Origin of the sequence: Actinoplanes awajinensis subsp. mycoplanecinus (assembly GCF_001509495.1) — a bacterium.
Lineage (GTDB): Bacteria > Actinomycetota > Actinomycetes > Mycobacteriales > Micromonosporaceae > Actinoplanes > Actinoplanes palleronii.
In genome coordinates, this window is record NZ_LLZH01000121.1 from 113,314 (window position 1) to 126,547 (window position 13,234).

Below are 13,234 nucleotides of genomic sequence, written 5' to 3' on the forward strand. Positions count from 1 at the left end.
GGTGTCGTTGCCGCGTAATGCGGCTACGACACCGCCCCGCTCGCTATTCCCAGCAATGAAAGGCTGGAGATGTCGACCGGCACATCGACCGTCGCCACCAATCCGATCGACAACGTACGGCGCGGTGCCGATTGTGCGGTCACCGCGCTGATTCCCTGCTACAACGAAGAAGCGTGTATCGAGCGGGCCTATCGGGAGATCGCGGCAGAGCTCGAGCATTTCACGGAATGCGAGATCCTCTTCGTCGACGACGGCAGCACCGATACGACACTGGAAAAGATCAAGGCCTTCGCCGCCGCGGACGAACGGGTCAAATTCATCTCGTTCGCCCGGAACTTCGGTCTGGAAGCGGCATTCTCGGCGGGATTCAAGTACGCCCGCACGAAATGGACGGTCCAGCTCGACGCCGACCTGCAGTCGCCACCCGCCGAGATCCACACGCTGTTGGACAAGGCGCTGGAGGGCTACGACATCGTCTTCGGCATCCGGCTCAACCGGCGGGACCCGTGGCTGCGCCGGATGGGCTCGATCGGTCACCAGCTTGTCGCGCAGAAGCTGCTGGGGATCAAGCTGCCGCTGCGCGCCTCGGTGTTCCGGCTGGTGCGCACGTCGGTGGCCCGCCGGATCGTCGAGACGAATCTGCGCTCGCCGTACTTCATCGCGACCGCACCGCTGGTGGGCGCCCGCTACATCGCGGTGCCGACGAAACACCAGGCCCGGGTCGCCGGCGTGGCGAAGTGGAACGCGGCTCGGCTGATCTCGCACGCGATGGACCTGTGGATCGGGTTCTCGATCCGCCCGCTGGCGCTGGTCCACCTCACCGCGGTGGTCGCGGCGACCGCCTCCACGGTGCTGCTGGCCCTGCTGGCGCTCGGCTGGATCGGCCCGACCGCGATCGCGGTGGCCACGCTCCTGCTGGGCTCGGCCGCGTTCCTGGGCCTGGGCGTACTGAGCCGCTACATGATCCCGGCACTGCGGGTCCGCAGCGAACTACCGCGCTTCTACATCCGCGAGACCAACATCCCGATCGACCAGGCAGACGACCTGTACGGCAGCGAACAGCCCTGGGTCGGAACGGCGCAGGGGAGGCCGATGTCATGACCAGACGTAATCTCATCATTCTCGGTGGCAGTGAGGACCAGGTCCCGGCGTACCTCGAAGGGCGCCGGCTCGGGTACCGGGTCATCGGAATCGACCAGAAGCCGGACGCGCTCGGCGCGGAACTCGCCGACGAGTTCCTCTGCCTGACCACGCGTGAGCCGGAGGCGATCGCGAAGCGGCTCGGTGACATCGACGTGGCCGCGGTGATCTCACCGGCCAGCGACGCCGCGCAGGCGTCGGTGGCTGCGCTGAGCAAGCACTACGGCACCGCGTTCCAGCCCTCGCCGGCCGCGGTGCGCGCGTCGGAGGACAAGAACTACTTCCACTCGGTGGTGGAGAAGCTCAGCTTCCCCCGGTACCGCTCGCTCAAGGGCGACGACCCGGACGCGCTGATCGCGGCCGCCGCCGGGATGACCTACCCGCTGGTGGTCAAGCCGACCGACTCCTCGGGCAGCAAGGGGCTCAGCTGCGTGCCGGAACCGGCGCAGCTGCGCGCCGCGATCGGCACCGCGCGCAAGAACTCCTTCGCGAGCGAGGTGCTCATCGAGGAGCTCGTCGACGGCCGGCACTACTCGCTGGAGTGCTTCGCGCAGAACGGGCGGCCCGCCTTCACGGTGGTGACCGAGCGGATCATCACCCCGCTGCCGCACATGATCAGCGTTTCGCACGTCACGCCGGCCGCGCTCGGGTGCTCCATCCAGGGCCGGCTGCTCGACATGATCACGGCGATCTTCGGTGAGCTGGGGCACCGCAGCGGGCCGGTGAACTTCGACTTCGTGCTCACGCCCGCCGGCGACGTGCACTTCATCGAGATGGGCGCCCGCCTCGGCGGCAACGGCATGCCGCTGCTCGCCTCGCACGCCTTCGGCGTGAACACCGTGGAGGCGGCGATCCGGTTGGCCGCCGGCGAGGCGCTGGATCTCGGCACGCACCCCCGGCCGCGGTTCGTCATGCTCCGCATCCTCACCGCCGAGACCGACGGGACGCTGGTCTCGGTCGCCGGGGTGAGCACGGTCCGCGCGCTCACCGAGGTGACCGAACTGCGCCTGTTCAAGGCGCCGGGCAGCCGGGTCAACCGGTACACCCAGGCGGCACACAAGCTCGGCTACCTGATCCTCGCCGCGGACTCCCGCGAGGCGCTCTCGCAGGCGCTGGACACGTCCCTGGCGACGCTGCACTTCGAGATCGAACCGGACGACGAAACACAGGAGAACTGAATGACTTCCGCGCTGCGTCGCAACGCTGCCGTCCTCGTGCTGGCGGCCCTCGCCGCCGGGTGCGCCGCGATCATCTGGTTCGTGATGCCCCATGACCGGGAGGTCAAGTCACTCGGCATCTTCCTGTTCAAGCTGCTGCCGTTCGTCTTCGCCACCGAGGCGCTGGCCCGGCTGGACGTGGCGTTCTTCCGCAAGTACCAGCTGGTCCGGGTGCTCGTCCCGGCGTCGTTCGTGGTGTTCTTCCTGTACTTCGTACCGAAGATCTTCTTCTATGCCGAGGACCACCCGACGCTGTACTACCACGTCCTGGTCCTGACGCCGCTGATCATCCTGTCGCTGACCATGGCGTACCGGCTCGGCGGTGGCACGCCGGGCAACACCCGGCGGATCGCCGCGGCGATGTTGCTCATCATGGTCTCCGGCGCCGAGGACCTGGCCTATCTGACGGTCAACAACCACACCGACCCGGAGTGGGCGACGATCCCGGAGACCTGGACCTGGGCCTCGCACATCAAGGTCTTCCTCGGTCACTACCCGTCCAAGATGGAGGCCTATGTCTTCATCGCGGTGCACGTCGTGCTCGCCCTGTTCGTGCTGGCCGCGCCGACCCGGTGGTTCGAGCGGCTGAACCCGTGGCGTGGCCGCGGCGCGCAGCCGGTGACGCCGGCCCCGGCGGACTCCTCCTCCGTCGCGGCCAAGGTCTGAGGGCGGTGCGCCATGTTCCTGCGTGAGGCCCTCGACATCCCGGTGACGATGGTTCGCCAGTACGCGAGCCGGCAAGCGATCACCCGACGCAAGCTGCACTGGATCAACGAGATGCTGGTCTACAGCCGGGAGCGTGTCCCTTACTACCGGGAGGACCCGCTCTACCAGCACGGGCCGCTGCGGGATCTCGCCGAGCTGGCGGACCTGCCGATCCTGCGCAAGGCCACGCTGCGTGAACGCCCGCTGGACGACATGATCGCCGAGGGGGTGCCGGCCGAGCGGTGCCGGCAGTTCCAGACGAGCGGCAGCACCGGGCAGCGCGTCACGATCCGTCACGATCAGCGCAGCCACGACTACCACATGGCGGCCTGCTTCCGGCGGTTCGCGGCGACCGGGCGGTACCGGCCGACGGACCGGTTGACGCACGTGCGGCCGTACGTCGCGCCGACGCGCAGCTTCGAGAAGCTGGGACTCTTCCGGCGGCACACGATCCTGTCGCACCGGCCGATGGCGGAGATCAAGGCGGAGCTGCTGGGCAACCGGCCGCACGTGCTGGCCGGGCAGCCCGTGCACATGCGTGAGGTGCTGCGGGCGCTCACTCCGCCGGAGATGGCGCAGTTGCGCAAGACCCTGCGCATGGTGCTCACCGAGTCGGAGCTGCTGACCGACGAGCACCGGGCCCGGCTGGTCGAGGGCTACGGCGTTCCGGTCTTCGACGAGTACTCGGCGTTCGAGATCCTCAACATCTACTTCGAGTGCCCGGCCGGTGGCCGGCACATCGCCGAGGACCGGATCCACGTCGAGGTGGTGGACGACGACGGTCACCCGCTGCCGGCCGGCCAGGAGGGGCGGCTGATCATCACGCCGTACATGGAGCGGGCCATGCCGCTGCTGCGGTACGAGCTCGGCGACATCGGTGTGCTGGGTACCGAGCCGTGCCGGTGCGGCCGCGCGTTCGGCACGCTGCGGCTGACCAAGGGCCGGGCCAACGACTACGTGATCCTGCCCGACGGCCGGCGGTTGTACCCGGACACCTTCGTCTGGTTCGCCGCCGTGCACGCGGACATCGCCGAGTGCTTCGTCGAGCAGGACAAGCAGGGCCGGGTGCGGTTGAACATCGTGCCGATGGACGGGGTCACCGACCTCGACAGTGTCTTCGCCGGCGTACGGGAAGAGATGTTCCGCCTGGCCGCCGGGCCGTTCGACCTCGAGGTGGTACGGGCCGACCGGCTGCCGCTGACGGTCGGTGGCAAGGGCAAGTTCATCACCTCGGAGTACTCCGTTGACGCCTGAAGGCGCCGTGTCGGCTCCGCGGCCGTTGTCGATACTGCTGCGGGGCCGGCTGCTCCTTCCGTTGCTGGCCGGCCGGGGCGTCTACCGGTTGGCCATCGTGGTGTCGAACCTGCTGTTCCTGGCCGCCTGGGGTGAGTCGACGTTCGCCACGTACGCGCTGGTGATGGGCAGTTTCACCGCGGTCATGTTCCTCACCTCGTGCGGTGTGGAGAAGGGCGCGCTCAAGCTGGTGCCCCGGGTGACCCGGGCCCGGTCCGAGCTGATCGCGGTGTTCGTGGTGCTGCCGGCGATCTCCGGGTCGGTGTGCCTGATCTGGATCCTGGCGACCGGTCTGGGCGGCGGCCGTTCGTCGCTCTGGATCCTGGCCGGGGTGCTGGCCGTCGGCCTGGGCCTCAACCAGGTGCTCGTCGGCCTGCACCGGGTGCTCGACCGGCCCTGGCGGGACGTGGCGAACCACGCGGTGCTGGTCCTCGCGATCGGGCTGGGCGTGGCCGGTGCGCTGCTGGCGGATCAGGGCCCGCTGTGGGCGCTGACCGTCATGGTGACGGCGGTCGCCGTGCTCAACGTGGCGCTGGTGTCGGGTCTCGTCCTGCGGCCGTCCGGTCTGCGCCGCCGCGCCCTGGTGCGGCAGGCGATCGGTACCTCGGCGCTGATGTCGGCGAGCGAGCTCGCCGCGGCCGGCATCGTCAGCCTGGTCTTCCTGCTGCTGGCCCGCAGCGGGTTCCGGGACCAGGGCGCCGCCCTGTACGTGATCGTCAGCGCGTCCGCGCTGCTGGTCAACGCGTTCGGATTCCTGCTGCGGATCATGCAGCCGCAGGTGTCCCGGACCCTGCACCGCGGTGCGGCGAGTGAGGCAGTACGCCGCCGGACGGTGCGCTGGGCACGGATCATCGCGATCGGTGGCGCCCCGTACCTGGCCGCGGTGACGGCGCTGACGATCCTCTGGCGGCAGCACACCGGCGCCACCGGGCAGACCGCCGCGCTGGCGCTGCTCTACCTCGCCTGCATCCCGCTCTTCTTCGGCCTGGGCAGCATCAACTTCGTGCTGGAGAACGGTGATCGCCGGACGTTGCGGCGTACCGCCTCCGGTTCCGTCACGGGCCTCGCCGGTGCGGCCCTGTCGGCGTTCGTCCTGGTGCCGCTGCTGGGCGCGCCGGGTGCACTAGCGGCTATCGCCGTCGGTGACGTGGTCCACGCGATCACCGTCCTGCCGGCGCTGACCTCCTCGAAGGAATCCACATGACACAGACCTTGCCGCCGACCAGGGAGGCCGGCGAACCGGCCGCGGAGCCGGCCCGGCTCGTCACCTCGCCCAAGCGCATCCTGCTCGTGTCCATCCTGGTGTCCGTGGTACCCGCCGTGATCGTCGGCCTGCTGGTGTGGCGCGGCGGCATCTCCGACACCGCGGGTGGCCGGGCGCCGGCCGCTGCGACCCACGCCGCGATCCCGATCTACCTGCGCCTCTTCCTGGCCGTCCTGCTGATCGGCGGGCTCGCGCACGCCGGTGGCTGGCTCGCCGCGCGCCTGCGCCAGCCGAGGGTGGTCGGTGAGATCGTCGCCGGGCTGCTGCTCGGCCCGTCGGTGCTCGGCCGGTTCCTGCCCGAGGTCAGCACGGCGCTGTTCCCGGCGGACATCCGCGCCGACCTGAACGTGTTGGCCCAGATCGCGCTGATCCTGTTCATGTTCTCGGTCGGCGCCGAGATGGACCTGCGGATGATGCGCCGGCAGGGCGCCGCGATCGGCATGATCAGTCAAGCCACGATGATCGCCCCGTTCCTGCTGGGCCTGCTCCTGGTCCCGACGCTGTACCCGGACTTCGCCGGTGAGGGCGTCGGTATGGTGCCGTTCGCCATCTTCATGGGCACCGCGATCAGCATCACCGCGTTCCCGGTGCTGGCCCGGATCGTGCAGGACTCCGGACTGTCCGGCACCCGGCTCGGCAACCTCGCGATGATCTGCGCCGGGATCAACGACGTCATGGCGTGGTGCGCGCTCGCCGTCGTGATCGCGGTCATCCAGGCCGGCAGCGCGCTCGGCGCCCTGGTGGCGCTGCCGCTGGCCATCGCGGTCTCGGCGTTCGCGCTGCTCGTGCTCAAGCCGCTGCTGCAACGGGCCGCGGACCGGCTGGATGCGGTGCAGGCGTCGCTCGCCGTCCGCATCGTCGCGGTGCTGTGCCTGGTCTTCGCACTCGCGGGCCTCACCGACCAGATCGGCGTGCACGCCATCTTCGGCGCGTTCCTGGCCGGTCTGATCCTGCCCCGCAAGTCCCGCTTCCTGGCCGCCGTGCCGGAGCGGCTCAGCACGCTCAACCGGGCGCTGCTGCTGCCGGTCTTCTTCGCCTCCATCGGCCTGCAGGTGGACGTGGTCAGCGCGATCGGCCACACCTCGGTCCTGCTGGCCGGCCTGCTGATCCTGGTCGTCGCGGTCGGCGGGAAGCTGCTGAGCGCGGCGTTCTGCGCCCGGGCCGGCGGCATGCCCTGGCGGGAGTCGCTCGGGCTCGGCGTCCTGCTCAACGCCCGGGGGATCACCGAGATCGTGGTCCTGCGCACCGGGATGGACATCGGCGTCATCAACACCAAGGCGTTCACCGTGATGGTCGTGATGGCGCTGACCACCACCATCATGGCCGCGCCGCTGCTGCGCCTGCTGCGGGTCAGCCGGCCGGCCGGCCCATCCGAAGCCATCGAGCCGGACGGCGGCGACGACTCCCCGGCCACCATCAAGGAAAAGGTGTCCCTGTAATGGCACAACCGACCGCTCTCGTCACCGGCGGCGCCGGCTTCATCGGCGCGAACGTCGCCCGGGAACTGCTCGACCGGAACTACCGGGTGGTCGTCCTCGACGACCTCAGCGGTGGCGTGGTGGAGAACGTCCCGGACGGCGCGGAGTTCCGCCAGGGCAGCATCGGCGACCACGTGCTGGTCGACGAGCTGTTCGCCGAGTTCCGCTTCGACTACGTCTTCCACCTGGCCGCGTACGCCGCGGAGGGCCTGAGCCACTTCATCAAGCGGTTCAACTACCACAACAACGTCATCGGCAGCATCAACCTGATCAACGCGGCGGTGAACACCGGCACGGTGCGCTGCTTCGTGTTCACCTCGTCGATCGCGGTGTACGGCAGCAACCAGCCCCCGATGACCGAGGACCTGGTGCCGGAGCCGGAGGACCCGTACGGCATCGCGAAGTTCTCGATCGAGCAGGAGCTCAAGGTGTCGCACGCGATGTTCGGGCTGCCGTACATCGTGTTCCGCCCGCACAACGTCTACGGCGAGTTCCAGAACATCGGCGACCGCTACCGCAACGTCATCGGCATCTTCATGAACCAGGCGCTGCGCGGTGAACCGTTCACCATCTTCGGTGACGGGGAGCAGACCCGGGCGTTCAGCTACATCGGCGACGTGGCCCCGGTCATCGCGCGCTCGGTGGAGACCCCGGCCGCCTACAACGAGACGTTCAACATCGGCGGCGACTCGGTGTACTCGGTGAACGTGCTCGCGGCGGACACCGCGGCCGCGATGGGTGTGCCGCTGTCGGTGAACTACCTGCCGGCCCGGCAGGAGGTGCACAGCGCGTACGCCAGCCACGACAAGGCCCGCAAGGTGTTCGACCTGGTCGACCCGCCGGTGCCGCTCGCCGACGGACTCGCCCGGATGGCCGCCTGGGCCAAGCAGCACGGGCCGCAGGAGCCGTCGGTGTTCGAGGCCGTGGAGGTACGCCGGAACCTGCCGCCCTCGTGGCTCGCCGTACTGAAGAACTGAGGTTTCCGATGCCGTCGACACTTCGTTCCTCGATCGCGCTCGCGCCGGTGGTGGCGAACCTGTTCGTCGCCCGGCGCCGCGAGCGCCAGCGCGCCGAGGCCCTGCGTGAGGTGCAGAGCAGGCAACTGCGGACGCTGCTGCGTCACGCCCAGCGCACCGTGCCGTACTACCGCCGGGTGCTCACCGCCGAGCAGGCCGAGGCGGTGCGGTCGGCGGCCGACCTGGCCCGGCTGCCGGTGCTCGACCGGTCGCTGGTGCACGAGCTGCCGGAGACCGAGCTGCTCGCGGCCGGCTACACCGCGGAGAACACCCGGGCGGCGCGGACCAGCGGCTCGTCCGGCATCCCGGTGACGTTCCGCAACTCGGAGCGCGACCTGGGGTACCTGCGCGCCACCTACCTGCAGGACATGCTCGCGTCCGGGCTGCGGCCGTTCGACCGGGTCGGGTATTTCCGGACCGGGGCTTTCCTGCGGCACCCGCTGGAGCGGTTCGGGGTCGTGCGCAACCTGCACATCAACACCGCCGAGGGCCTGGACACCCAGGTCGCGACGTTCCTGGCGGCCCGGCCGACGTTCCTGTTCGGCTTCCCCAACGTGATCGCCACGCTGGTGGAGGAGTTGCAGCGGCGCGGCATCGAGTACCGCGACGTGCACACCGTGGTGTTCGGTGGCGAGCGGCTCACCCCGGCCGCCCGCGCCAACGTGCTGGGCTACTTCGGTGCGGCCGGGCACGAGGTCTACGCGTCGGTGGAGATGTTCACGGCGGCGCGGACCTGCCCGCTCGGGGCGCTGCACCTGCGTACCGGGAACGTGGTGGTCGAGGTCGAGCACGACGACGGCAGCGTCTCGGTGGAGGACGGCGAGGGCGAGGTGCTGGTCACCCGGTTGCGCAGCGAGGCCATGCCGCTGATCCGGTACCGGGTCGGCGACCGGGTGCGGATCCGGCCGAACGACTGCCCGTGCGGGGTGGCGCACACCCCGATCGTCGACAAGATCCAGGGACGTAGCGAGGACCGGATCACCGCCCTGGACGGGCGCAGTATGCACGCCGACTTCCTGACCAAGGTGATCGAGCGGTTCCCCGCGGTGCACCGGATGCAACTGGTGCAGCACCACCCCGGGTCGCTCGACCTCCGGCTGGTGATGACCGGTGGGGACGAGCTCTCCGGGGTGGAGGCGATCCGGACAGCGGTGCTGGCGGCACTGCCGGGATATTCCGTCGAGGTGCACGCCGTCGACCAGATCGAGCCGGAGGCGAACGGCAAGATCAAGCTGGTCAAGGCGGCGGCGCCGCGATAGGTCAGGAACGGGGTACGAGCACCGGGGTCCGGTGGGCGGGACAGCTCGTCACGGTCAGCCCATCGGCACCGGCCGGCAGCATGTGCACCAGGGTCGGCCGACGTTGCCGCAGCTTGGTGACGAGCACACCGGCCGGGACCGCGGTGGCGTGGAACCGCCGCCAGTCCAGGTGGGCGTGCCCGCACGAGGCGGCCCAGGCACCGAGGTGACCCAGGTACGGGTCGTGCAGGAGCCCTGGCTCACCGGTGACCGCGACGATGTCGGCACATTGTCGTACCGGAAGGATCGTCGCATCGGTCGGACCGGCAGCGGACCGGAACGCTGCGAGATCGCCTGGCGTGCCGACCAGGGTCGCGAGCCGCGTCGCGGCGAACGCCACGGCCTGAGCCTCGCGCGGGTCCGGCGCGAACGGGTCGATCACCGCGTCCCGGTTCAGCAGCACCCGGTACCGGCCCCGCCCGCCGCCGAGCAGCGCGGCCCGCAGCTCGAACACCGTCGCGTCGGTGCGGTGCCGCTCGGTCAGCCGGAGCGCCGAGGGCAGCTCTGCCGGGTCCGGGACCCAGGCCGGCGGGTCCGCCTGACCGAGCCAGGGCGAACCCAGCGGGAAGAGCTGGTGGTAGAGGCGGTCCAGGTCCGCGGTCGGCAGCGGCACCGGTACGTCCGACGTGGCGCCCGCCCTGGCGAGCCGCTCCCGGTAGAAGGGCACCTCGTCGTGGGCGAGCCGGACCACCGCGGCGTGGTCCCGCTCGTGCGCGCCCGTGGAGAAGGACCGCGGGACGCGGTACGCCAGGAGGGCCGCCATCTCAGCAGAACGTGTTCTGGTCGTGTACCAGCAGCCACCGGTCGTCGTGCCGGGTGAACAGCAGGCTCAGCACGTAGGTCTTCTGGTACGGCGTGCCCGACCCGTCGACGTCGTGGTACTCGACCGAGTAGAGCGCGACCCCGGTGTCCCCGGCGGTGTACGACCGGACCGGGGTCAGCTCCATCCGCCAGTCCGGGTCGTCGAACCAGCCCTTGTGGAACGTGGCCACCTCGTCGCGGCCGCTGACCACCTTGCCGTTCGGCAGCACCACGGTGACGTCGTCGTGAACGGTGTCCAGGTAGGCGGGCAGGTCGCGCCGGGTCACGGCGTCGAGGTGCGCCGTCACGGCGGCGTCGAACTTGATCATGCGGGGTTCCCCTCGGGTCGGTGTCACCACGGTGCGGCGACGGCGTACTGCGTCTCGGTGACGCAGCCGAACTGCTTCTTCAGGTCGACGAGCCCTTTGCCGAACTCCAGCCGGGGCAGACCGCGGTCGATGACGTACTCGATCTCGCGAAGGTAGAGGTCCCAGTAGAGACCCTGACCTTTACGGGCACCGGACGCGGACCCGGTCACCGTGGTGACCAGCCCGCCCCGGTGCTCGAAGGACAGGTCGAAGGAGACCAGGGCGCCGTCGTCCGGCTGGGTGTGCGCGAAGTAGCGCACCCCGTCGCGGTGGTTGAGGCGCTCGAAGTACAGGCTGGGCAGCGGCACCAGGACCTCACCCGGACCGAGGTGTTTGAGCCGGGTCAGCTGCTCCAGCCGGCTCGCCTCGTGCGGGTCGATCGCCGGCACCGCCCGGAGCACCCGCAGGCCCGGATCCCGGTCCACGTCGCGGTAGATCTGCTCGAAGCGGCGGCGCCGGCGACGGGGCAGCCCGGCGAAGTACTCGTCCATCGAGCCCCACCGGTTGACCAGCACGGAGTTGGGCGAGACCGGCCGGCACAGCCGGGTGCGGCTGCGGAACGCCGGAAGGCTGGCCGTCGCCACGTTCTGGTAGACGATGCCGAGGCAGCGCCGGCCCAGCCGGGCGCGCAACCCGCGCTCGAACGCCGCCCGCGCCGCGGTCCGGCCGGGCAGGTCGAGGGACTCGGCGAACACGAACCCCTCGTCGAAGCCCATCAGGATGCGGGCGAAGAAGACCCCGGCGAGCGGGAGCCTCGCGGTCGCGCTGAACCGGGCCCGGCGGCGGCGCAGCGCGCCGAAATCACCGCAGAACAGCGCCACCACATGCTTGCCGTCGAAGACCAGACCCAGGTGTACGGTGCGCTGCGAGGTCCACGCGACCGCGGCGAGCGCGTCGGCGCTCCACGCCGCCGAGACCCCCTCGTCCTGGACGAACTTCTCCCACTCGGCCGGCACCGGCTCGAAGCGCGGATCGAAGATCTCAGCGTGCACGGGAACCTCCGGTCACGGACACGGCGTCGAGCCGGTCGGTCACTCGCCGCAGCAGCGGCCGGGCGCCGGTGCTGTCGAACGCGGTCACCGCGTCGACCACCTCGGCCTCGGTGAACGCGTCGAGCAGCCGGCGCAGCGGTGGTCCGGAGGCCACCCCGAACAGGGCGCCGAGCAGGGCGGCGTGCCGGGCCCGGTCCCACCGTCCGGCCAGACCGCCGGCGAGCAGCGCGGTACCGGGGCCGGCGGGTGCCGGGCCGTGCAGCCAGGACGTGCCGCGGCCGGGGCCGGACACCCAGGCCAGCGCGTGCCGGACCCGCTCGGCGAGCGCCGCGCGGTCGGCGGCCGGTGCCGCGGCAGCCAGCTCGTCGAGGACGCGACCGGCGTCGTACAGGGTGGCGTGCAGGAGGCCGAGCACCCGGCGGATCGACGGCAGCGGCGGGCCGTCCGGCACCGGCGTGTCGGTGAGCAGCTCGTACAGTTTCCGGGCCCGCGGCGCGACCGGCACCCGGCTGAGGAACCGGTCGTAGCCGGCGTAGGCGGCGAGCACCGAGCCGCGGTCCAGGCCGAGGCGCATGTCCGAGAGGCAGTTGGGCCGGGCGTACAGCCACAGGATCATGGTGGGCGGCATGACCCGGAGCAGGTCGTCCGGTGCCAGGCCGCCGGCCCGTGAGCCGGAGATCTTCTGCCGCTGCCCGGGTTGGCGGATCAGACCGTACGGCACGATCACCGGCTGGTCGGAGCCGAGGAACCGGTCGTAGATCGGCTGGGTGCGGTCCATCGTGCTGCCCGAGCTGCAGTGATCCTGGCCGGCTGGTTCACAGTCGATGTGCTCGTACGCGACCCGCAGCGTCCAGTCGAGTGCCCAGGACGGTTTGACGCACTCCATCACCTCGGTCGTGACGAACGCGCCGCACGACCGGCAGTCGTAGCGCACCTGGTCCGGGCGCAACTCGTGGATCGTGGTGGTGTTGCGCCCGCACTGCTGGCAGTAGACGGCGAACAGCCGCCGCGGGTCCTCGACACCGAGCAGCGCGGCGAGCCGGTCCGCGTGCCGTACGTACCGGCGCTGGATCCCCCGGTACGTGCCGCTGGTGTACCGCTCCCACTGGTAGTGGGTCTCCCAGGCGGCGCCGACCGGCATCCGCCCGTCCGGGTCCGCGTCGGGCGGGCAGATGCCCAGGTCCTTGAGGGCACGCAGGTAGGTGCGGCAGATCGCGGTGGAGCGCTCGCGGGCCAGGGCCAGGGGCCGTCCGCCGTACGGGGCCAGCTCGGTGCCGGCCACCGCCTGGCTCTGCCGGAACGGGTCGAAGTCGTCGAAGCTGAGCAGCACGGCGGATCGCCGGCCGGTCCGCACCAGCGCCCGGTGCACCAGGTGCGCGCAGATGGTGTCCCGCAGGTTGCCGATGTGGAACGTCCCGCTCGGCGACATGCTCGTCTGGATCAGGATGCGGTGGTCCGCGGGATGGCGCCGGGCGAGCCGGTCGGCGTAGTCGTAGGCCCAGTGCGGGGCGGCCCGGTCCTGTGCGAACAGGCGCGCGTACCCGGCCCGGTCCGGGCGCGCGCCCGGACCGCGGCGGCGCGTCCAGCCCCGTACGTTATTGATCACAGTCACTAGATTTCCTCGTGCCTCCGGCGCGCGACGGGCCGGTGTGGACCCGGTGG

Annotated in this window: 12 protein-coding genes; 8 read left to right on the forward strand and 4 right to left on the reverse strand. The window is 70.6% G+C overall.

What is annotated here, in order from left to right:
• The first annotated feature begins 69 nt into the window (after positions 1–69).
• The 8 genes from ADL15_RS15695 to ADL15_RS15730 are packed head-to-tail and all read left to right on the forward strand — an operon-like array spanning position 70 to position 9,372.
• Positions 70–1,101: a glycosyltransferase family 2 protein gene (locus ADL15_RS15695; RefSeq protein ID WP_083971287.1), complete on the forward strand. Its 1,032-nt coding sequence runs from the start codon at positions 70–72 to the stop codon at positions 1,099–1,101.
• Positions 1,098–2,318 (forward strand): ATP-grasp domain-containing protein, encoded by a 1,221-nt coding sequence (locus ADL15_RS15700; protein ID WP_067690574.1) that lies wholly within the window; start codon positions 1,098–1,100, stop codon positions 2,316–2,318. The genes ADL15_RS15695 and ADL15_RS15700 overlap by 4 nt, the downstream gene beginning before the upstream one ends.
• A complete protein-coding gene (locus tag ADL15_RS15705; protein ID WP_067690577.1) occupies positions 2,319–3,023 on the forward strand; it encodes a hypothetical protein in 705 nt (234 codons plus the stop codon).
• A gap of 12 nt (positions 3,024–3,035) precedes the next feature.
• Positions 3,036–4,316 carry a phenylacetate--CoA ligase family protein gene (locus ADL15_RS15710; protein WP_067690580.1) on the forward strand — a complete coding sequence of 427 codons (1,281 nt, stop codon included), beginning with the start codon at positions 3,036–3,038 and terminating at the stop codon, positions 4,314–4,316.
• Positions 4,317–4,323: 7 nt separating this feature from the next.
• Positions 4,324–5,559 carry a hypothetical protein gene (locus tag ADL15_RS15715; RefSeq protein WP_157441383.1) on the forward strand — a complete coding sequence of 412 codons (1,236 nt, stop codon included), beginning with the start codon at positions 4,324–4,326 and terminating at the stop codon, positions 5,557–5,559.
• On the forward strand, positions 5,556–7,058 hold the full coding sequence (locus ADL15_RS15720; RefSeq protein WP_067690586.1) for a cation:proton antiporter: 1,503 nt from the start codon (positions 5,556–5,558) through the stop codon (positions 7,056–7,058). Before ADL15_RS15715 ends, ADL15_RS15720 begins: the two co-directional genes overlap by 4 nt.
• Positions 7,058–8,074, forward strand: a complete 1,017-nt coding sequence (locus ADL15_RS15725; protein ID WP_067690589.1) for an NAD-dependent epimerase/dehydratase family protein — start codon at positions 7,058–7,060, stop codon at positions 8,072–8,074. Before ADL15_RS15720 ends, ADL15_RS15725 begins: the two co-directional genes overlap by 1 nt.
• A gap of 8 nt (positions 8,075–8,082) precedes the next feature.
• Complete coding sequence (locus ADL15_RS15730) at positions 8,083–9,372, forward strand: phenylacetate--CoA ligase family protein (protein ID WP_067690592.1); 1,290 nt, start codon at positions 8,083–8,085, stop codon at positions 9,370–9,372.
• Position 9,373: 1 nt separating this feature from the next.
• Here the strand turns inward: ADL15_RS15730 and ADL15_RS15735 are convergent, their stop codons facing one another.
• The 4 genes from ADL15_RS15735 to ADL15_RS15750 are packed head-to-tail and all read right to left on the reverse strand — an operon-like array spanning position 9,374 to position 13,184.
• Positions 9,374–10,174, reverse strand: coding sequence for a hypothetical protein (locus ADL15_RS15735; RefSeq protein WP_067690595.1), 801 nt, complete (start codon positions 10,172–10,174; stop codon positions 9,374–9,376).
• 1 nt (position 10,175) lies between these two features.
• Positions 10,176–10,541, reverse strand: coding sequence for a YybH family protein (locus ADL15_RS15740; protein ID WP_232344126.1), 366 nt, complete (start codon positions 10,539–10,541; stop codon positions 10,176–10,178).
• 23 nt (positions 10,542–10,564) lie between these two features.
• A complete protein-coding gene (locus ADL15_RS15745; RefSeq protein WP_067690599.1) occupies positions 10,565–11,572 on the reverse strand; it encodes a hypothetical protein in 1,008 nt (335 codons plus the stop codon).
• A complete protein-coding gene (locus tag ADL15_RS15750; protein WP_198170794.1) occupies positions 11,562–13,184 on the reverse strand; it encodes a nucleotidyl transferase family protein in 1,623 nt (540 codons plus the stop codon). The genes ADL15_RS15745 and ADL15_RS15750 overlap by 11 nt, the downstream gene beginning before the upstream one ends.
• Positions 13,185–13,234: the final 50 nt, after the last annotated feature.